Here is a 20,011-nt window from a genome sequence, read left to right on the forward strand (position 1 = left end):
GTCAGGATGCTACATCCTGGGCAGCCAACGCCTTGATGTCCGGGTACTCGTGTACCCGAACCTCCGATTGCGCGGGCGCCTGCTGAGCAAGCGCCGACACCTCATTAACCATTGCCCTGGCCACGGTGACCGCCTCAATACCGCGAAACTTTTCCAGTGGGCCGATCAACGCCCGGTTGATGAGGGGCATGGCTTTTATGCCCAGTGCTTCGACGGTGCGCTGCTCGTTGCGTTCGCCCAGCAGCAGACTGGGTTGGTAGATGGACAGGCAGGGATAGCCCAGCGACTTTATGCCGTCTTCCAGTTCACCCTTCACCCGATTGTAGAAAACGGTGGAAGACGATGAGGAGGCAATGGCAGACATCAGCACGAATACCTGTGCACCGTTTGCCCGGCCAAGCTCCGCCGCTTTCATCGGGTAACCGTAGTCCACTTTACGGAACTGCTCGCGAGAGCCGGCCTTCTTGATGGTGGTGCCCAGGCAACAGACGATGGCATCCACCGCGAACAGATCACTGTGTTCATCCAGGCGGTCGAAATCCACTTCCTGCTGATGCAGTTTTTCATGGTTCAGCGGCAACGCTCGACGCACGGGCGCGACGACCGATGACACGTCTTCCCGCGCCAGCAGACCTTCTAGCACCTGGCCACCGGTCAGGCCAGTGGCACCCAATAGCATCACTTTCATAGAATCTCCCTCAACCACGAAACAACACCCGAACACCCACTAGTATCCAGCACAAACTCCTGCCCCCGCGAGGCACTTTTCAGAGTGCAGTATTCCCCGTCCCGGGACCAGCGGGCGAGGTTACCGTGAAAACTCATCGCGGTGTCCGCCGAATCCGGATAGAAACACCCGGGTAATCGCCATTGCGTGGTCGAAGCGGCATCCGGTGCCGTCAGGCGTTGCCGCTCCTCCAGGCGTCCAAACACCCCGGCACCCGGAAGGCCGGTTGATCGCCCCTCAAGCTGCAGGGCATCGGAGGCCACATAGAGCGTATTGCCACCATCTGGCTGACCATGGAAGTGCGGATGGTAGCGGGCCCACCGCAGGTCACTATCCGACAACTCATCAATGCGGTAAACATAGCCAATCTGGAGCCAGCCCCACAGCCCGTGAAACGGGCGGGCCTGTTTTACAAACTGCCAACGTCTGCCCTGTTTTTCCACGTCCCGAAACAGACCGAAAAACAGGAACAGATCCCCCACCCCCACCTGCTGTTTACGGAGGTGCCCCTGTGCGGCGCCGGTTTGCCCCAGGCAGGGCCGCCAGCCGGTTTCCCGGGGATAAGCGTCAGCGATCAGGTCCGGGTCGAGGTGGGCCTTTCGGGCGCCACCACGCCGGTTGCCGGTCAGGTCCGCCACCAGCTTGCCAACATTCAGACCATCGTGATGGATATCATGGTAGGTGATCCGGGAACGCGAGTCCGGGATCGGCAGGGTATAGAAAGACCTGTCAGGGAACACCGGGCTGGGACAGCCGCCTGCGGAGGAATCAAAGCCTTTACGGCTGAGGATCAGTTTCATAAACGCATTTTGGAGCAAGGAACGAAGCGCAACCATATCACGCCATTGAAAAGCAGTTTAAACTGACGACAACAACAGACTGGCCCACCCGCTGATTCAATGCCGATCGCCCATGACTGATTTTGAAACCCTGAACACGCTGAAGGCAGGCCTTGAAGCCTGGTGGCACCCGGGCGTTACCGTCCTGCTCTCAATGGCTATCACCTTTCTTGTGTACAAGGGGTTGCTGGCAACGGTTCAACGCTTAACCCGCAGCAAAACAGTTCCCCGCCTGTTCCTGGATGCCTCATCAACCGCTCTGGGCATTGCCATTACCCTGGTGGTGCTCAACGCCATCCTGGAAGCGGCGTCCCAGAACCTGCCTCTGATCAACCACTTCCGCCACGCCGCCACGCTGCTGCTGATTGTGGCCGTCACCTGGGCGCTGGTGCGCTGCACGTCAGCCATCGGCGACGTCATCGTCTCTCTGAATCCAGTCCTGGAAGGCCAGTGGAAACGCGCCCGCAAAGTGGAGACACAAACGCGCTTCCTGGTGAGGGTGCTGAACATTCTCATCGTCATCGTGGGCCTGGGCGCCGCACTGGTCACGTTCGAGCCGGTTCGTCATCTTGGCAGCAGCCTGCTGGCCTCGGCGGGCATTGGCGGCATTATTCTCGGCTTCGCCGCCAAACCGGTGTTGGGCAACCTGTTGGCGGGCATGCAGATTGCCCTCACCCAGCCGTTCCGAATCGATGATGTGCTGCATGTACAGGGCGAATGGTGCTGGGTGGAGGAAGTCACTGCCACCTACGTGGTGCTGAGGGTCTGGGATTTGCGACGGCTGGTGGTTCCGCTGCAATGGTTTATCGAAAACCCGTTCCAGAACTGGTCGAGAAACGACACTGAAATGATGGGAACGGTGTTCATCACCGTCGATTATTCCATGCCTATCGAACCACTACGAACCGAGTTTGAGAGACTGCTGGAACAGGCGCCGGACTGGGACGGGAAGACCAAGATCGTGCAGGTGACCGAAGCCGGCGAGGCCAATATCGAGGTGCGCTTCCTGCTCAGTGCCAGGGACTCAAGCTCACTCTGGAATCTCCGCTGCGCCATCCGCGAGGGGTTGATCACCTTTATACAGGCGCAGTTTCCGGCGCATCTACCAAGGGTTCGTGCCAGGCTGGTGGAAACGCCCGACCAGTAACCCTCACCCCTGCTCTGCCCCGCGCAGCATGGCGTGCAGCAGCTCTTCGGCATCGAATTTGGTCAATGCCTCGTCTGCCCCCACCTGTTTGGCATAACTCACGCTCATTTCACTGTTCAGGGAGGTATGCAGAATGATGTACGGCTGCTTCAAGGCGTTGCCGCTGTCCCTCACATTGAAGGTCAACTCGTAGCCGTCCAGGCCGGGCATTTCGATGTCGCTCACCAGGATGTTGATGGGTTTTCCATCGCGGTTGGCGTTCAGCATCAGGTCCAGTGCATCCTGCCCGTTGGTGGTGACAAAATAGCTCACATCCTTGCTGTCCAGGGCGTCCGAGAGCTGTTTGCGAGCCACCTGGGAGTCGTCCACCAGCAGGATATTCAGGCCTTTCAGAGTTTCCCGTTGCACGTCTGTCAGCGTGACTTCCCGGGGGTTTACGGACTCCGGGTACACCCGTGCCAGCAACAGCTCCACGTCCAGCAACTGCACGATCTGATCCTCGATATTCACCAGGCCGGTGATGAAGGCACGGTCGCCAAGACTCTTCGGCGGGGGCATCACCTTCTTCCACTCGGTCTCCACGATTTTGCGCACACTGCGCACAAGGAACCCGATTTCCTGGCGCTGAACATCGGTCACGATGATCGAAGCGGTCTTGCGTTCTTCCGCCGTCAACGGCTGGTAACCCACGGCAGCAGCCATGTCGATCACCGGCACGGCGGAGCCACGGAAACTCATGGTGCCGATCACCGCCGAATGGCTGTGCGGTAGCTTGGTCAGCGGAACAAAGGGCATGATTTCCCGGATTTTCAGGGTGCCCAGGCCGAATGGCCTCTGATTGGTCAGATAAAACAACAGCAGTTTCTGGGGGTGTTTGGTACCCTCGGCCATAACCTCAAACCTGTCAGGAGCTTTGGAAAAAGTATAACAGGCGAAAGATAACATGCCGCCCAAACCGACATTGTAAGATTTTGCAGCCCTTCGGAGATCGTATCGGCCGCCAGTGAATCCAGCGCTTCCTCTCCCGCGTATCACCTATACTGTTGTCATCGGGAGGCTATTCGATGAAACGCGCCTTTGCACTAATATCGGTATTCCTGTTCTTCGCCGTCATGGCCGCGGGTGGTCATGCCGACGGCGACAATATCGATGACGCCATCCAGAACACGATCCTGTCGCAGATTGAAGCCTTCGCCAATGACGACAGGCAAGCTGCCTGGGACCATGCCTCGGAAGGCATCAAGCAACAATCCGGCTCGGTAGAGTCGTTCTACGATATGGTCAAGCTGTCCTATGCGCCCGTCCACCGGGCCTCGTCCATTGAGTTCATGGAGCGCATACCCCATCCCGGTTTCCAGATTCAGGTGGTACGGTTATTGGGGCCGGAGGGCAAACGCTGGATCGCCCACTACCATATGGTCAAAAATGGTGATGACTGGAAAATCGGCGGCGTCGGACTCAAAGAGGGTCCAAGCACTATATAATCGCTGACCGGCTAATGGTTTCTGACGCCTATGTCTTTCAGCTTTGTCCGTTCGTAAGATACAGTCCATGAACCTGATTGCCGGCAGAGCCTGAACACCCTCTATGAAGAACCTGACCTTCTCCTCCCATTACGCCAGGGCCGTTCTTTATGGCCTGGAGAAGGCCGGTGGCTATTCCGACGAACTGCTTCGCAATAATGGCATCGACCCGGAGTTCATCCACTCGCCACGGGCGCGGGTGCCCACGGAACAGTTTATCCGCCTGTTCCGGCTGGTGTGGGGCAAGCTGGACGATGAATTCATGGGCCGTACCACACAGCCCTGCCGCGTGGGGCATTTCCACCTGATGGGATCGCTGGTGGTGCACAGCAGCAACCTGGAAGAGGTGATCCGCCAGAGCATTCGCTGCTACCGGCTGTTCTCCGATGACATGGTGATTGAGCTGGACACCCGCGGCGATGAAGTGGAGCTGAGCATCACCCACCGCCATCCGGAACTGGACCCGGACAACTTCCTGGTGGAATGGCTACTGATGGTGTGGCACCGATTAATCGGCTGGCTGATCGGACGCAAGATCGTACTCAGCCACGCCACCTTCCAGCATGATTTGCCCGGACACTTTGACGAGTACCGGTTTGTTTTCCCCTGCCAGTGTTTCTTTAACCGCGACCGCAACAGCCTGTTTTTCAGCCACAATTATCTGGACATGCCGGTGACGCGAACGCCGGAGGAGCTGGATGGTTTTATTGAGAAGTCGCCGCGCAACCTGCTGATCTGGACCGATGAGGACGACAGCCTGACAACCCAGGTTCGGCAGATTCTGGAAAACGTGGACGATGATCGCCTGCCCACGCTGGAACAGATCGCCGGGCAGCTGCATATGACCGCCTACACCCTGTCGCGCAAACTGAAGGCGGAGGGCAGTTCCTACCAGAAGATCAAGGACAACCTGCGGCGGGACCAGGCGGTGATTATGCTCACGCGGCAGAACCTGACGGTGTCGGAGATCTCATCACAGCTGGGGTTTACCGAGCCCGGCGCTTTTTCCCGTGCCTTCAAGCACTGGACCGGGCTCAGCCCACTGGCCTACCGCAAGCAGGACCAGTAGTTCTTCTTTCTCCGCTTACAGCAGTTCGATCGCGACAGCGGTACCTTCCCCGCCACCGATGCACAGGGATGCCACGCCGCGCTTGAGACCGCGCTGCTTCAGGGCGTTGATCAGGGTGACCATGATCCGCGACCCTGAGGAGCCGATGGGGTGCCCCAGGGCACAGGCGCCGCCATGGACGTTGACCTTGTCGGCATCGAGCCCAAGCTCATTGATGGCGGCCAGGGTAACCACGGCAAACGCTTCGTTGATTTCGAACAGGTCGACGTCATCGCGGCTCCAGCCGGCTTTCTTCAGTACCTTTTCGATGGCACCGATGGGCGCAAGGGTGAACTCGGCCGGCAGGCGGGCATGTGTCGCGTGGGCGACGATGCGGGCCTGGGGCGTGAGGCCGCGTTTTTCGGCTTCTTCGCGGGTGGCCAGTACCATGGCGGAGGCGCCATCGCTGATAGAGCTGGCGTTGGCGGCGGTGACAGAGCCGTCTTTGGCAAAGGCCGGTTTGAGGTGGGGAATTTTCTCGGGCTTGGCTTTGCCGGGCTGTTCGTCGGTATCCACCACGGTGTCGCCACCACGGCCGGAGACGGTCACGGGGGTGATTTCGTCGGAGAATCCGCCGTTCTTTATGGCCGACAGGGAGCGTTCGAGGGAGGCGATGGCGAAGTTGTCCATGGCCTCGCGGCTGATGTCGTATTTGTCGGCGGTGCGCTGGGCGAAAACGCCCATGAGGCCGCCTTCGTAGGCGTCTTCAAGGCCGTCGAGGAACATGGAGTCCATGACCTGCCCGTGGCCCATGCGCATGCCGGCGCGGGCTTTTGGCAGCAGGTAGGGTGCCTGGCTCATGTTTTCCATGCCGCCGGCGATCATGATGCTGTTGGTGCCGGCTTTGATCTGGTCGTGGGCCATGATGACGGCTTGCATGCCGGAGCCACACATTTTGTTGACGGTGGTGCAGCCGCTGGAGTCGGGGATGCCGGAGGCGCGGGAGGCCTGGCGTGCGGGTGCCTGGCCGAGGCCACCGGGCAGTACGCAGCCCATGATGACTTCCTGGATGTCGGCGGGCTGCAGGCCGCTTCTTTCGATGGCGGCCTTGATGGAGATGGCGCCGAGATCCGGGGAGCGCACGGAGCTGAGATCGCCCATCATGCCGCCCATGGGAGTTCTTGCTGATCCTGCGATGACTACATCGTTGCTATTCATGTCTTCAATCCTCTGATTAAGCCTTACCTAAAACCGACCGTGCGATGATTTCTTTCATCACTTCCGAAGTGCCGCCGTAAATTCTCTGCACTCTGGCGTCGATAAACGCTCTCGAAATCGGATACTCGCTGGTGTAACCGTAACCGCCGAACAACTGCAAACAACCGTCGGCTACCCGGCACTGCATTTCCGTGGCGCTGTACTTGGCCATGGAAGCTGTGGGCGCGTCGAGTTCGCCTTTTTCGTACAACGCAATGCACTCGTCGACGAAGGCGCGGTTGACGCGGCAGTCGGTTTCCATGCGGGCGATTTCGAAGCGGGTGTTTTGCAGTTGGGCCAGTTTCTGGCCGAACAGTTCCCGTTCCTGGGCGTAGTTGATGGTCAGGTCCAGGGCGCCGCGTGCGGCGGCAACACCGAGGGCGCCGATGACGAGGCGTTCGCGGGGGAGTTCGCGCATCAGGTACATGAAGCCCTGGCCTTCTTCGCCCAGCAGCGCGGAGGCGGGGATGCGCATGTCGGAGAAGAAGAGTTCCGAGGTGTCGCCGGAGTGCTGGCCGATTTTGTCGAGGTTGCGGCCTTTGCTGTAACCGGGCAACGAGGTGTCGACCAGGAACAGGCTGATGCCACGGGCACCGGCTTTGGGGTCGGTTTTGGCAGCGACGATGACCATGTCGGCGTGTTGGCCGTTGGTGATGAAGGTTTTGGAGCCGTTGAGGATGTAGTCGTCCCCGTCTTTCACCGCGCTGGTGCGGATGGCCTGGAGATCGCTGCCGGCGCCGGGTTCGGTCATGGCGATGGCGCCCACGGCTTCGCCGGAGACCATTTTCGGCAACCAGTACTGGCGCTGTTCTTCGTTGCCGATATGGCTGAGGTACGGGGCGACGATGTCGGAGTGCACCATGACGTTGGTGGACAGGGCGCCGAAGCCCATGCGGGCCATTTCTTCGCCCACGACAGCGGAGTACAGGAAGGGCGCGCCACAGCCGCCCCAGTCTTCGGGTACGTCCACGCACAGCATGCCGGCGTTGCCCAGGGTGTTCCAGAGTTCCCGGGGCACGATGCCGGAGTGTTCCCATTCTTCGTAGTGGGGCGTTACTTCGGTTTCCAGGGCCTTGATGACGGACTCCCGGAACATGTCGAGTTCTTCTTTATCAACAGCGCTGGTCATGGGTGTCTCCCGTCGGTGATTAGTGTGGCCTTGATTGGATAACGGTCAGTCTGTCGCAGTCACGGTCTGAGCGCCATGACATAACCGGGCAGGAAATTTGATAAAAAATAGCACCCCGGGACTGCATCGCTGGCAGCTCCGGGGTTTATAACGCGCGGTCAGAGGTTTTTGGCGTCGTCCCGCAGCACGAACTTCTGGATCTTGCCGGTGGAGGTTTTCGGCAGTTCGCTGAACACAATGGTCTTGGGCACTTTGAACTTCGCCAGTCGCTCCCGGCAGAAGGCGATGATGTCGTCTTCGCTGACGTCCCCTGCTTCGGGCTTGAGGGTCACGAAGGCGCAGGGTGTTTCGCCCCACTTTTCGTCCGGCCTTGCCACCACGGCGGCCTCGAGGATGTCGGGATGGCGGTAGAGTATGTCCTCCACCTCAATGGTGGAGATGTTCTCGCCGCCGGAAATGATGATGTCTTTCAGGCGGTCCTTGATCTCCGCGTAGCCATCCTCATGCCAGACGGCCAGGTCCCCGGTGTGGAACCAGCCGCCGCGGAAAGCTTCTTCCGTGGCTTTGGGGTTTTTCAGGTAACCCTTCATTACTGTGTTGCCGCGCAGGAAGATCTCGCCGATGGTGTTGCCGTCTTTCGGCACCGCTTCCATGGTTTCCGGGTCACCCACCATCATGCCGGCCAGGGTATGGTAGCGAACGCCCTGTCGTGCCTTGATTTTGGCCCGGTCTTCCACTGGCAGGTCGTCCCACTCGGACTTCCAGGCGCATACGGTGACCGGCCCGTATACCTCGGTAAGCCCGTAAACGTGGGTGACGCGAAAGCCCATGTTTTCGATGGCCTCGATGACTTTTGCCGGGGGTGCCGCACCTGCGGTCATTGCCTGAACCGTATGGCTGAAGCTGGATTTTGCGGCGTCCGAAGCGCCCAGCAAGGTGTTCAGTACGATAGGCGCACCGCACATGTGGCTGACTTTGTGTTCGCTGATCAGCTGCAGGATTTTCTCTGGCTCTACCTTACGCAGGCACACATGAGTGCCGGCAAAGGCAGTAATGGTCCAGGGGAAACACCAGCCGTTGCAGTGGAACATCGGCAGTGTCCACAGGTACACCGGATGCATACCCATGGACCACACCGCCTGGTTGCCCATGGCGTTCTCGTAGGCACCGCGATGGTGATACACCACGCCTTTCGGGTTACCAGTGGTGCCGGAGGTATAGCACAGCGAAATCGCATCCCATTCATTTTCCGGCATTTGCCAGTCAAAGGCCGGGTCGCCGCTGGCCACGAAAGCGTTGTAATCCAGATCGCTCACCTGGGTTCCGGCACCACTGAATTCGGGGTCGTTGACGTCAATCACCTGTGGCGGGTTGTCGAGCATGCCGACGGCTTCGTTGATGACGTCGCCAAACTCCCGGTCGGCAATCAGCACTTTCGCCTCGCCGTGCTCCAGCATGAAGGCGATGGCTTTGGCATCCAGGCGGGTGTTCAGGGCATTGAGTACTGCCCCCAACATGGGGATGCCAAAATGACACTCCAGCATGGGCGGAATGTTTGGAAGCATGGCAGCAACGGTGTCGCCCTTGCCGACACCTTTGTCAGCCAGCGCGGACGCCAGGCGGCGACAACGCTCGTAGGTCTGCTGCCAGTTGCGGCGTGTGGCACCATGAATCACCGCCGGGTATTCCGGGTACACGCTGGCCGTGCGGGCCAGGAAATCCAGCGGTGTCAGTGTGGCGTTATTGGCGGCGGTCGGCTCTAATCCCTTGTCGAAGATGGAGTTCATACTGGTCTCCTGGTGTTGTTATCCAACACCTGACTATAGGGCACAGCCGACGTTTCAGCGAGCCCCCACAGCCGTTCGACGGGTATCCGGCTGATCCAGCCGCGCCATTTCCGCCAGCAGCTCAGAGGTCTTTTCCTTCATCAGGGCAATGTCCCCCCGTGACTCCACATTCAGCCGCACCAGCGGCTCCGTGTTCGACATCCGGAGATTGAACCGCCAGCGCTCAAACTCAACACTCAGGCCATCAACGTGTCCCACAGACACCGCATCGGCACCATAGATCTCCTCGATCACCGCGAGCAACCGGGCCGGATCATCCACCGTACGGTTAATCTCCCCACTGGCGGGAAAAGCATCAATGCGGGCGTCGATCAGCGACGATAGCGGCTGCCCGGTCTGGCACAGGCGTTCGGCAACCAGCAGCCATGGAATCATGCCGCTGTCGCAGTAGGCGAAGTCCCGGAAGTAGTGGTGGGCACTCATTTCCCCCCCATACAGGGCATCTTCCTCGCGCATGCGCTGTTTGATGAACGCGTGTCCGGTTTTGCTTTCGATAGGTGTTCCGCCAGCCTTTCGGACCAACTCCTGGGTGTTCCAGGTCAACCGCGGGTCGTGAATGATCTTGCCGCCGTTTACCTTCCGCAGGAACTGGTCCGCCAACAGGCCGACGATGTAATAACCTTCGATAAACCGGCCATTTTCGTCGAAGAAGAAGCAACGGTCGTAGTCGCCGTCCCAGGCGATCCCCATGTCGGCCCCTTCGCGCAGGACCGCCTCGGCGGTGACTGCCCGGTTTTCCTCCAGCAGGGGATTGGGAACCCCGTTCGGGAAGTGCCCGTCGGGTTCATGATGCAGCCGTACGAAATCAAAGGGCAGCCATCGTGATAACGCGTCGATGACCGGGCCCGCACCGCCATTGCCCGCGTTAACCACCACCTTCAGTGGGGTAATCGTGGTGCCATCGATGTATCCCAGCAAGTGATGGATATAGTCGGCCTCCACAGACAGGCTCTCCAGGCGCCCGGGGATGGCGGCATCCATAAACGGCTGGGAGACCCTGTCGCGGATGGTATTCAGGCCGTTATCCGAGCTGATGGGGCGCGAGTCGCGGCCGACCAGCTTCATACCATTGTGGTCCTTGGGGTTGTGGCTGGCCGTCACCATAATGCCGCCATCCATACTGTAATGGCTGGTGGCAAAATAGATCTGCTCGGTACCGCAAAGACCGATGTCATAGACATCTGCCCCCGCCGCCCTGAGCCCGGTGGTCAAAGCTTCTGCAATCTCCGGGCTCGATAACCGGATGTCATACCCCACCACAACCCGGCGGGCACTTGTCAGCTCCACGTAAGCACGCCCGATTCGCTCTGCCAGCTCGGGATTCAACTGGTCGGGGACCCGACCGCGCAGGTCATAAGCCTTAAAACAGGACACGTCCATAGCTGTTTCTCCGTCTAACCTTCGATCAATGGCGCGGCCCGCCCTGCTGCCCCTGGCGGTTTTGCAGAGCGGGCCGCGTTGGCCCTATACCTTTTCCGACATCACCGGAATCTGCTCTTCCTCCACGTCCGGGGTGGGCGCCGCGCGACCGTACCGGTCGTCCAGGCGTTCAATGTCATCCTCGCCAAGGTAGGCGCCGGACTGGACTTCAATCAGCTCCAGGGGAATGCGGCCGGGATTGAACAGCCGGTGTACCGCGCCGATAGGTATGTAGGTGGACTGGTTCTCGGACAGCAGGAACGTTTCCTCGTCACGGGTCACTTCGGCAGTACCCTTGACGATGATCCAGTGCTCAGCCCGGTGATGGTGCTTCTGCAACGACAGCTTCTCGCCCGGCTTGACGCTTATGCGCTTCACCTGAAAACGGTTGCCCATGTCGATGCTGTCGTAGCTGCCCCACGGGCGATACACCTGCCTGTGCGTGCGGGTTTCCGAGCGCTGGTCACCGTTCAGCCGCTTCACCAGTTTCTTGACGTCCTGCACCTTGTCCTTGTGGGCAACCATCAACGCATCTTTGGTGTCGACCACCACCAGGTCTTTCACGCCCAACATGGCCACCAGCTTGTCCGAGGTGTGCACCAGGCAGTTGTTACTGTCTTCCAGGCAGGCATCACCCAGGATGGCATTGGCGTTCTCGTCCTTGTCGGTCACATCCCAGATCGTGGACCAGGAGCCAACGTCGCTCCAGCCTGCATCCATCGGCACCAACAAGGCTTTCGATGTTTTCTCCATCACTGCGTAGTCAATGGAATCGTCCGGGCAATGCTCGAATATCTCGGCGGGAATACGGGTGAAATCCATGTCGCGCTCGAGGCTTCGGGCGGCCAGAAGACAGGTGTCGTAAATGTCCGGGCTGTGTTTCTTCAGCTCCGCCAGGTAGCTGTCGGCCCGGAACATGAACATGCCGCTGTTCCAGTAGTAACCACCGGCAGACAGCAGCGCGGCGGCTTTTTCGGCGTCCGGCTTCTCGATAAAGCGGGACACCGGCCGGGCAGCGCCGGGCGCCTCTCCGGACTGGCCGGCAGCGATATAGCCGTAGCCAGTCTCCGGCCGGGTTGGCGTAATACCAAACAGCACCAACCCTCCGGACCTGGCGGCTTCCTGCCCCTGGGCAACAGCCCGCTGGAACGCCTCGACATTTTCAATGGCATGATCCGCGGGCAACACCAGCATGATGGCTTTGGGATCTTTTCGCGCCACTTCGATAGCGGCCATCGCGACCGCCGGGGCGGTGTTGCGGCCAAACGGCTCCAGCAGTATCGACAACGGTTGACGGCCTATGGCCTCCAACTGCTCTTTGACAATAAAGCGGTGCTCATCGTTGGCCACCACAACCGGCGACTCGGCGTCGTCGACCGGCAGCCGGCACAGAGTTTCCTGCAACATACTTTGTTCCCCCACCAATGGGAGGAACTGCTTGGGATAGGCCTGGCGCGAGAGGGGCCAAAGCCGTGAACCGTTACCACCTGAGAGTATGACTGGAATCATCGTTCTGCTCCTTTGCTCTACAAAGACGTACCACAGGGACGTCCGTTGGCGTATTAATCTGGACCCTTGAACCAGGGCCCGTTAGAACCGTTTACTTAGGGTGATGTTGCTGGGTGGATCCGGCTGCGCGCCCTCGGGCCACAGCGGGTTAATGCCGTACAGATAGGAAATATCGCCACCCAGACGGGTGGATTTCATCGGCCGAAGTTCATCCAAAAAGGCGGGCATTCCCTCAACAGGTCCCCAGGCGGCCTGCCAGGGTTCCATCCAGGCCAGGGACCAGGCCTTATAAAGCCCGTCGACAATCTGCTCGTCTCCGGTGATGTCTTCAATTCGTTCCGGATCATCCAGCCCCGCGACGACATTTCCGGCCATTTTCGTAAACTGGTCCTGGTAACGCTCGTAAACAGAGTTGCCATTAACCTCGGCAAACAGCGCGATCATGGTCAGGGGCTGCATGGCGTAGTTCATGTATTCCAAGGCCCGGGTTTCCCGGCTGAGTTCCTTGGGCAGGTAACCGTCCTCATTGATCTGACCCATGGCTTCATCGAACTTGGCCAGCGACCAGTTCCAGTCGTCGCAGTCCTGGGTTGCCACCGATGCCGACATCACGGCCCAGGCGGCCCAGTAATCATGGTTGTTGACCTTCTTGGCTTTTCGATCCGTGTAGTAATCACGGACCCCATCACTCAAGCGCAGAAACCAGTCTTCAATTCGGCGCGCCCGCTCCAGGTCCATGGCGGCCTCCGGCGCCGACGTCCACATCCTGAGATAGGCGTTCGCAGCGGCTGCCAGTGCCCATTTGCGTACCGCCTGACCGACGTGATTGATGTCATCCGTCAACAGGGCATCCGATGACGCCCACGCGTCGAGGTTGTCCAATACGCAATCCAGCGCTTCGGGGCCATCGCCATCAACCTGGTAGTCATCGGCGGCAGCGATAACAGCCTTCTCGAAATCACGCACGTTGCTGGTGGCCTTCTTGTACTCTTCATAGGCCTGCTTGTTCAGATTGTTGCGAGCGCTGTCACTGCCCTTGTACTTACTGGTCAGCGACAGCGAGCCGACGTGCGGCTCCACCCGCTCGCAGTCGTAGTCACCGCCATCCTTGTCTTCCGGCGTCTGGTAATAGCCCACCGGAGCACGCAGTTGTCCGTTCAGGCACTGCCCGGCGTGAACGCTACTCACACCAAAGACGGCGGTTATCGCCGCAGACAGCAGCACCCGGCCCCATTGTCGATGTTCAGAGCGTTGTTGGATTCGCATAACCATCCTCTCTATGCGTTGGATGAATGTGCGTCAGATGTCCTGACGGCGACAGATTTTCGTGGTTACCGTTAAGCCTTCCGAGACCTGCTCCGGTTTCAGCGCGAGGTCCAGCGACATGAACATTTCATCGTTCCAGTTCGGCCCTTCCGGGAGCTCGAAGACAAACCGGCCAGGGGTTTCAACCCGATCGCCGTACTCCATATCCACGCGGTCCTTGCGCCCGAACACGTACCAGATGAAGGCATCAACCTCTTTCACCCCCGGGTCACTGAACTGCAGGTCGACGACGTATTCGTTGCTGGGCATTTCGATGAACTGCCCGCCGCCGTTATAGAGCACTTCGGTGGTGCCGGCCTTGACCGGCGTGGTTTTCTGCAGCACCGGCTCCTGGCTCTCACAGGCGCCACTGATCATCGGTGTGACCTGCCGATAGAACTCCGCACTGTCGAGGTTGTGGTAACCGGGCACCTCCCAGATCATGATCTTGGGTGGCGACTCCCGGAAGTTGTCGGAAAGCAGGTATTCGAACATGGAGCCGTCGTAGCTACCGCCGGCAACCGCCACGTTGAGCACCTCGACACCCAGAAACTCCTGCAGCGCCCCGACAAAGTTGTAGTCCTGGGCACCCTTACTGTTACTGGTGCCCACCAGGGTGATGGGGGGCAAGTCCTGGTCGCCAAACAGGGCGCTGGCTTCAGCGGATTGGCCGGTACCGGAGGACTCGGTGCGAAACTCGTCCACGTACTGCGAGCCGTACTCGAAACCGCATATCCGTTTAACCGCGTCCTGAAGCGACCCGTCCTTTCGGATCAACCCGGACCGACGAGTCACGAATTCCTGCTGCGACAGCGACTGATAGGCCGGCATGTCCTTGACTCGCTCCGCCACGACCTCCGCGGTCCGCCGGGCACCATAAGGTGTCCAGTGGTGATCCCGCTTAAAGAAGAAGGCGTCTTCACGTGTCTCTTCGTCCAGAAGGGGCGTCAGGTCTGGAACCACCAGCCCTGCCTGGCGAAAACGCATCAACGCGTCAGCGTAATTTTTACGGGCCACGTTCCAGCTGAACGGCACCGGCGATGTCGCGGGCAGATGATTGGGATGAACCAGGCCTTTTGTCGGCTGAAACACCATCACCAATTCGGTACCGGTGGTTTGCTTCAGGTGCCTGGCAAAGCGCTTCAGGTGTTTCAGGCCTTCCAGGTTCGGCCCGAACTGCTCAACCAGTTCCGCTTCCGAACGGAACAGCCAGCCGTCTTTGCCCTGAACCAGCATCTTGAAGTTCTTCAGATAACCGGTGTCGTAGCTGGATGGGTATGCCGTGAGTGGGCACAGGTCACAACAGCGTTCGATGTTGTACTCGGGCAGCTCGGCGGCGCTGGCCTTTACACCCGCGACGCTGAGCAGCCCGAGCGCAACCAGCGCCCATAATCCACGGCCTCTGAACACCTGCTTCATACCGATGTATCCACTCGGTTTTCAGCGACAACCAGCCTCGGCTCGCCACCAACGTCGATGGCAAATACGCTGAATACCTTGCCGCGCTGCAGATTGACTTCACTGGTGGTTGCCAGCGCCTTGTTGCTTTGGAAAGCGCCCAGCGCAATGCTGACGGCGTTGATTTCGCGATTGGCCACATCAAGGGAGCCCACTGCATCAATCACGGCTACCTTGCCGTCGGACGTCTTCAGAGTGACCCCGCTATTGCTGGTCAGGTTGTAGAATGAAAGCAGTGCCTTGCGAGGGTTGTCGAAGGCGACATCCTTCATCACTTTCATCTCACCGGAATCCAGTACAACCACGGTGTAGAACTCGTTCTTTTTCATGTTGACGGACGTCTTCTGACCGGCAACGTCCACCTGATAGTTACCCTCAGAAAGGTAAATGTAGGGGCTCGCCTCCAACGGCGATACTTCCTTGATCACCTTGTCGCCCACAGAGGCGCGAGCAATGGCGCCGCTGGCATCCGCGTTCACCACGCGAATGAAGGCCGCCCCGTCCGGTGCCTCTGCGGCATAAAGCGCGTCCTCGCCGGCCTGGGCCATGTTCATGGAGACCAGCAAACTGCTGATCAGGGCAAAAAAAGCGGTATGCATCAGTGCTCTCATTTTCATCATCCTCAGGGGTTGGTTTCAGAACGGCTATCCGCTTGCGCGGTCAGCGTGTTATCAGCCCGGCGGAACCAAGCCTGGGCCTGTTCGGACTCCAGTGGCTGTGCCAGGTAACGCTCGGGAAATTCCCAGATCACCAATTGCGGCGGTTGATCCCGGAAATCGGAAGAGTTCAGGTAATCGATCATTGGTACGATAGGGCCGTCGCCTTCTTCGGCCACGTTGATCAGGTCCTGCCCCAGGTGCTTTCGCAAGGCGCCGGGGAAATCCCACTGTTCATTGGCGCTGTAACTTGTGCCAACCAGAACGGTGTTGGTGACGTCATCGCCAAACAGGGCGCTGGCGTTCGCATGGCCGTCGTTCTGGGCGCGCGTCGTTCTCGGTTCCAGTTGGTCAGGTGCAGGACCGAAGTCGGTAAACGCTGGCTCCACTGGAATGTAATTGAGCAGGTCACCACGGTGCTGGACCGGTTGGCCAATGGATGTCACAAAGCTCTGCTCGCCCCAGGACAGGCCATTGAAGCGATCGCGGATGAACTCGGCAGCGCCTTTCGCGTAGAGGTTTGCGCCGTTCGGCGACCAGTGGGTGTCAGTTCTCAGGAACACCGATTCTCCATGACGTGTCGCCTGCTCCAACAACGGTTTCAGCTCCGGCGCGGGAATGCCCGCTGTCGCCAGTGACTGCTGGAACCGGTCGTACAGTGACATCATCGTCGGTTCGGGCTTCGTACTGCCCAGCATGTCCGAATGGATTCGGGCCTTGGCGGGCACCACCAGCACAACCAGCGGAACGCCCTCGGCCAACAGATAGTCGGCGACGCGCTGTACACGACTCAGGTTGCGATCGACCACCTCGCCGTCACGGCTGGCCGGGTAGATTTCCTCATCGGTAAACAGCCACTCGTCTTGTCCCACGACAACGCCTTTCCGGCCCTCGTCAAAGAGCGTGTAGTTGATCGCGGCCCAGAGATTGGTTCCCAGATCCTTCGCCGGGAACTGATCGTCGTAATGGCTCTCCAGGTTGCGGGCCAACTCACCGTTGACCGGGCTCAGCCCCGTTTCAGCCTGATAGCCCAGCAAGGGCCGCAAGGACAGCACACCCAGCCCCAGAACCAGCGCGATGAAGAGAACAGCTGTGATTCGTGCAGACGTTTTAGTCATCAAATCCACCCTCAGAACTGGAAGTACAGGAACGGTGAGAAACTCTCAGCGGACAGTTTCAACACGGCGAGCGCAAACACCGGAACCAGCAACGGCGCAGCGGCGGACCGCCAGCCGGACAGGATAGGGCCAACGTCGCGATGCCCGAGCCGATCCTTCAGCCCCATCATCGCGATCACTGCGAAAGCCAACACCAGGATCGCCAGATTCAGGTCCCGGATGCCCTGGACAAAGACATCACTCAGGCCGGCACCGTCGAAACTGAACATCGCACCGTAGAAGCCGAAGGCCTCGGTGAGCGTGCTGGCCCTGAAGGTGACCCAGCCCAGCATCACGAACAGGAAGGTCAGCGCCCACCGGAAAAACCGGAACCCGGACGGGCTGCCCGACACACCCAGCGCCCTTTCCACTGACAGCAACAGACCGTGCCAGGCACCCCACAACAGGAACGTCCAGTTGGCGCCGTGCCAGAGGCCACCGAGCAACATGGTGAGCAGCAGGTTGCGATAGGTTTTGACAGTACTGTTGCGGTTGCCGCCCAGGGGGATGTACAGGTAATCCCGCAGCCAGGTGGACAGGCTGATGTGCCAACGACGCCAGAACTCGGTAATGCTCTGGCTGATGTAGGGCTGGTTGAAGTTCTCATTAAACCGGAAGCCCATCATCAGACCCAGGCCGATGGCCATATCGGAGTAGCCGGAAAAGTCGAAGTACAACTGCGCGGTGTACGCCAGGATGCCCAGCCAGGCATCCGCCGTACTGGGGTCAGACAACGCAAAGGCACTGTCCGCCAGCGGCGCTATCGAGTCGGCGATAAAGACTTTCTTGATGAAGCCCTGCATGAACCTGAACGCGCCCTCACCGAACTTTTCCATGGTATGGGTGCGGTAGGTGAACTGATCCGCCAGGTCCTTGTAACGCAGCACCGGCCCGGCAATAAGCTGGGGGAACAACGCAATGAAAGCCGCGAAATCAATAAACCGCCGGGTCGGTTCCGTATCCCCTCGATAGACATCCACCACGTAGGAAATGGCCTGGAAGATGTAGAAGGAAATGCCGATGGGCAGGATGATATTCGCCAGTTCCAGCGGCTGACTGCCGGCGCTGACCAGCAGGTTGTTCAAGCTGTCGACACCAAAGTTGGCGTACTTGAAGTAGCCGAGCGTCGCCAGGTCACCACCAACACCAATGGCAACCCACTTGCGGGCATTCGCGGTGCCAATGCCGGCGCGGTGTATTGCCAGACCGATGAAATAGTTCCAGAAGGTCACGGCCACGAACAGCAACAGGAAATCCACCCGCCACCAGGCATAGAAGGCGTAGCTGCCGATCAGGATAACCAGTGAGCGGTGCCTGAACGGTGTCAGGTAATACAACCCCAGAAAGGCGGGCAGGAACAGAAACAGGAAGATATTGGATGAAAAAACCATGTCAGTTCTCCGCCTGCGTAACCTGGCCCGACACCACAGCCTTGGGCTCTATGAATACTGCACGCCCCTGGTTCCGTAGTGCGTCAAAAATCTGCATCTGGTATTTGCCAAGCACACCCTCGAAGTGGATCCCCACGTCTGACCTGGGGAATCGCATTCCAACGTCATAAATTGCGATGTAAGCAGGGTTGTCGGTCGACAGGGGACCGCTGGCGTTGGAGGCTAGTTCGCCGCCCACCACGTTCATCGACACCTCGTAGGAGTAGAAGTCTTCTTTGAAATTACGGTCGGTGGCGGACAGGTCTTTCAACTGGCCATAAATACCCCAGGTACCGTTGAGCACCGCAACGTTGTGGTAGACATTCACATTGCTGCTGTTTCTGACCCGGATGCCATTGCGCAGATTGTTCATCAACCGGTTGCCCCAGAGCAGGTTGTCCGGCGACTCGTAGAGCCCGATTCCGTCACCCTGGTTGTCATAGGAAACGTTATTGGCCACCACGTTGTTGCTGCTCTGGCGGTCCAGCACGATGCCGGATAGCCCGTTGTCATAGCTACGGTTGCCAACAATCCAGCTGTTATTTACCTCGCGGGAGATGATGATGCCGTGCTTCTCACGGGTGCCATAAACCTCGTTGTTGGCAATCAGCAGTCGGCTGGAGTAGTCATGAGGGTCGATGCCGTAAACAACGTTATTGCGATAGACGTTATCGACGATGGCAACGTCTTCCGCCTCATAGCAGTAGAACCCGTAGTAGAGATCCTCGAAGGTGGATTCCACCAGCCAGGCATGGGGCGCGCTGCGCTGCAGGCGGGCGTTGTCGTACTCGGAATACTGGGCCACCGTGAAGCCGTAGGATTTACTCTGGAGATAACCCAGATTTGCCATGGTGGTGCCGAGAATAAAGTTCTCGCTACCGCCCCAGCCCACATAGAACGGGCGGAAGTTGCCTTTCTTCTGGAACGTGGCCGGGCCATTGGCCTCCTCGCGCCACCCAATAATCTTGCTGTCAATGGCAAACAACCAGCCGTCGTTGGCAATAAACGAACCACGCTCCTCCGACAGCCGCAGAGTCTCGTCGCGCAGAACCAGGGTGGCCTCTTGTTTGACCGCCAGCGGCAAACGAATGATGTAAGTACCATCGCCGACCTGTTCCATGTAGCGACGATCATTCACCTGCCGATAGACATCCTCCAGCGTCACCTTCCCGCTGTTAACCATAATCGCCTGGGGGTGTGAAAACTGACGGATCACCCACTCGCGCGCCCGCCCTTCGTCCACGAAATCCCCCAGTGCACTGACCCCGCCCATACGTTCCACCGTTACATTCGGCGCGGAATCCTGCCGACCGGCAAGCTTTGCCTCGATGGCGTCACGGCTATAAGCCGACACATCGGGCAGTTCCGGCTCCGGCAAGTACAGTTCCTCACCGGGCTTTATCTCGATGTCGTAGTCTTCCATCAGGGGCGCAATCGCCGGCGGTGGGGTCGCCGTTCTGCCAGCGCCAGCATTGCCTGCGGCGACACCCTGCACAGGCAGTGTCAGTGTGGTGATCAGCAGGCTCAGGACCCACATGCTTTCTCGGGCTATCATGAGCT

Annotated in this window: 17 protein-coding genes; 3 read left to right on the forward strand and 14 right to left on the reverse strand. The window is 59.1% G+C overall.

The window, feature by feature from the left end; translation table 11 throughout:
- Position 1: 1 nt before the first annotated feature.
- Positions 2 to 688 (reverse strand): NAD-dependent epimerase/dehydratase family protein, encoded by a 687-nt coding sequence (locus tag R1T46_RS01560; RefSeq protein WP_317307101.1) that lies wholly within the window; start codon positions 686 to 688, stop codon positions 2 to 4.
- Positions 685 to 1,527 (reverse strand): hypothetical protein, encoded by an 843-nt coding sequence (locus R1T46_RS01565; protein ID WP_317307102.1) that lies wholly within the window; start codon positions 1,525 to 1,527, stop codon positions 685 to 687. The genes R1T46_RS01560 and R1T46_RS01565 overlap by 4 nt, the downstream gene beginning before the upstream one ends.
- A 112-nt stretch (positions 1,528 to 1,639) precedes the next feature.
- On the opposite strand from R1T46_RS01565, the gene R1T46_RS01570 reads away from it, so the two are divergent.
- The gene (locus tag R1T46_RS01570; RefSeq protein ID WP_317307103.1) at positions 1,640 to 2,713 is read left to right on the forward strand and encodes a mechanosensitive ion channel family protein; all 1,074 of its coding nucleotides are present in this window, start codon (positions 1,640 to 1,642) and stop codon (positions 2,711 to 2,713) included.
- Positions 2,714 to 2,716: 3 nt separating this feature from the next.
- On the opposite strand, the gene R1T46_RS01575 is transcribed toward R1T46_RS01570, so the two are convergent.
- The gene (locus R1T46_RS01575) at positions 2,717 to 3,604 is read right to left on the reverse strand and encodes a chemotaxis protein (RefSeq protein WP_317307104.1); all 888 of its coding nucleotides are present in this window, start codon (positions 3,602 to 3,604) and stop codon (positions 2,717 to 2,719) included.
- Between the two features lie 173 nt (positions 3,605 to 3,777).
- Between R1T46_RS01575 and R1T46_RS01580 the strand changes: the two genes are divergently transcribed.
- Both R1T46_RS01580 and R1T46_RS01585 read left to right on the forward strand, forming a co-directional pair.
- Positions 3,778 to 4,197, forward strand: coding sequence for a DUF4864 domain-containing protein (locus R1T46_RS01580; RefSeq protein WP_317307105.1), 420 nt, complete (start codon positions 3,778 to 3,780; stop codon positions 4,195 to 4,197).
- A 103-nt stretch (positions 4,198 to 4,300) separates the two neighbouring features.
- Entirely contained in the window at positions 4,301 to 5,305 is a 1,005-nt protein-coding gene (locus R1T46_RS01585; RefSeq protein ID WP_041334426.1) for an AraC family transcriptional regulator, read from the forward strand.
- A 15-nt stretch (positions 5,306 to 5,320) separates the two neighbouring features.
- On the opposite strand, the gene R1T46_RS01590 is transcribed toward R1T46_RS01585, so the two are convergent.
- The 11 genes from R1T46_RS01590 to R1T46_RS01640 all read right to left on the reverse strand — a co-directional run bounded on the left by R1T46_RS01590 (position 5,321) and on the right by R1T46_RS01640 (position 20,006).
- The gene (locus R1T46_RS01590) at positions 5,321 to 6,502 is read right to left on the reverse strand and encodes a thiolase family protein (RefSeq protein ID WP_127402267.1); all 1,182 of its coding nucleotides are present in this window, start codon (positions 6,500 to 6,502) and stop codon (positions 5,321 to 5,323) included.
- Between the two features lie 16 nt (positions 6,503 to 6,518).
- Complete coding sequence (locus tag R1T46_RS01595; protein ID WP_199447726.1) at positions 6,519 to 7,670, reverse strand: acyl-CoA dehydrogenase family protein; 1,152 nt, start codon at positions 7,668 to 7,670, stop codon at positions 6,519 to 6,521.
- Between the two features lie 158 nt (positions 7,671 to 7,828).
- The gene (locus R1T46_RS01600; protein ID WP_317307106.1) at positions 7,829 to 9,457 is read right to left on the reverse strand and encodes an acyl-CoA synthetase; all 1,629 of its coding nucleotides are present in this window, start codon (positions 9,455 to 9,457) and stop codon (positions 7,829 to 7,831) included.
- 54 nt (positions 9,458 to 9,511) lie between these two features.
- On the reverse strand, positions 9,512 to 10,897 hold the full coding sequence (locus R1T46_RS01605) for a phosphomannomutase (protein ID WP_317307107.1): 1,386 nt from the start codon (positions 10,895 to 10,897) through the stop codon (positions 9,512 to 9,514).
- Positions 10,898 to 10,981: 84 nt separating this feature from the next.
- Positions 10,982 to 12,445: a mannose-1-phosphate guanylyltransferase/mannose-6-phosphate isomerase gene (locus R1T46_RS01610; protein WP_036202691.1), complete on the reverse strand. Its 1,464-nt coding sequence runs from the start codon at positions 12,443 to 12,445 to the stop codon at positions 10,982 to 10,984.
- An 81-nt stretch (positions 12,446 to 12,526) separates the two neighbouring features.
- Positions 12,527 to 13,711: an alginate lyase family protein gene (locus tag R1T46_RS01615; protein ID WP_157665625.1), complete on the reverse strand. Its 1,185-nt coding sequence runs from the start codon at positions 13,709 to 13,711 to the stop codon at positions 12,527 to 12,529.
- 33 nt (positions 13,712 to 13,744) lie between these two features.
- Positions 13,745 to 15,169 carry an alginate O-acetyltransferase AlgX-related protein gene (locus tag R1T46_RS01620; RefSeq protein ID WP_317307108.1) on the reverse strand — a complete coding sequence of 475 codons (1,425 nt, stop codon included), beginning with the start codon at positions 15,167 to 15,169 and terminating at the stop codon, positions 13,745 to 13,747.
- The gene (locus tag R1T46_RS01625) at positions 15,166 to 15,819 is read right to left on the reverse strand and encodes an alginate O-acetyltransferase AlgF (RefSeq protein WP_041334419.1); all 654 of its coding nucleotides are present in this window, start codon (positions 15,817 to 15,819) and stop codon (positions 15,166 to 15,168) included. Before R1T46_RS01625 ends, R1T46_RS01620 begins: the two co-directional genes overlap by 4 nt.
- 11 nt (positions 15,820 to 15,830) lie before the next feature.
- Positions 15,831 to 16,982 (reverse strand): alginate O-acetyltransferase, encoded by a 1,152-nt coding sequence (locus R1T46_RS01630; protein WP_051946519.1) that lies wholly within the window; start codon positions 16,980 to 16,982, stop codon positions 15,831 to 15,833.
- An 11-nt stretch (positions 16,983 to 16,993) separates the two neighbouring features.
- Complete coding sequence (locus R1T46_RS01635) at positions 16,994 to 18,412, reverse strand: MBOAT family O-acyltransferase (protein ID WP_199447734.1); 1,419 nt, start codon at positions 18,410 to 18,412, stop codon at positions 16,994 to 16,996.
- A 1-nt stretch (position 18,413) separates the two neighbouring features.
- Complete coding sequence (locus R1T46_RS01640; RefSeq protein WP_127402275.1) at positions 18,414 to 20,006, reverse strand: right-handed parallel beta-helix repeat-containing protein; 1,593 nt, start codon at positions 20,004 to 20,006, stop codon at positions 18,414 to 18,416.
- Between the last annotated feature and the right edge of the window lie 5 nt (positions 20,007 to 20,011).

The organism is Marinobacter salarius, from assembly GCF_032922745.1.
GTDB lineage: Bacteria > Pseudomonadota > Gammaproteobacteria > Pseudomonadales > Oleiphilaceae > Marinobacter.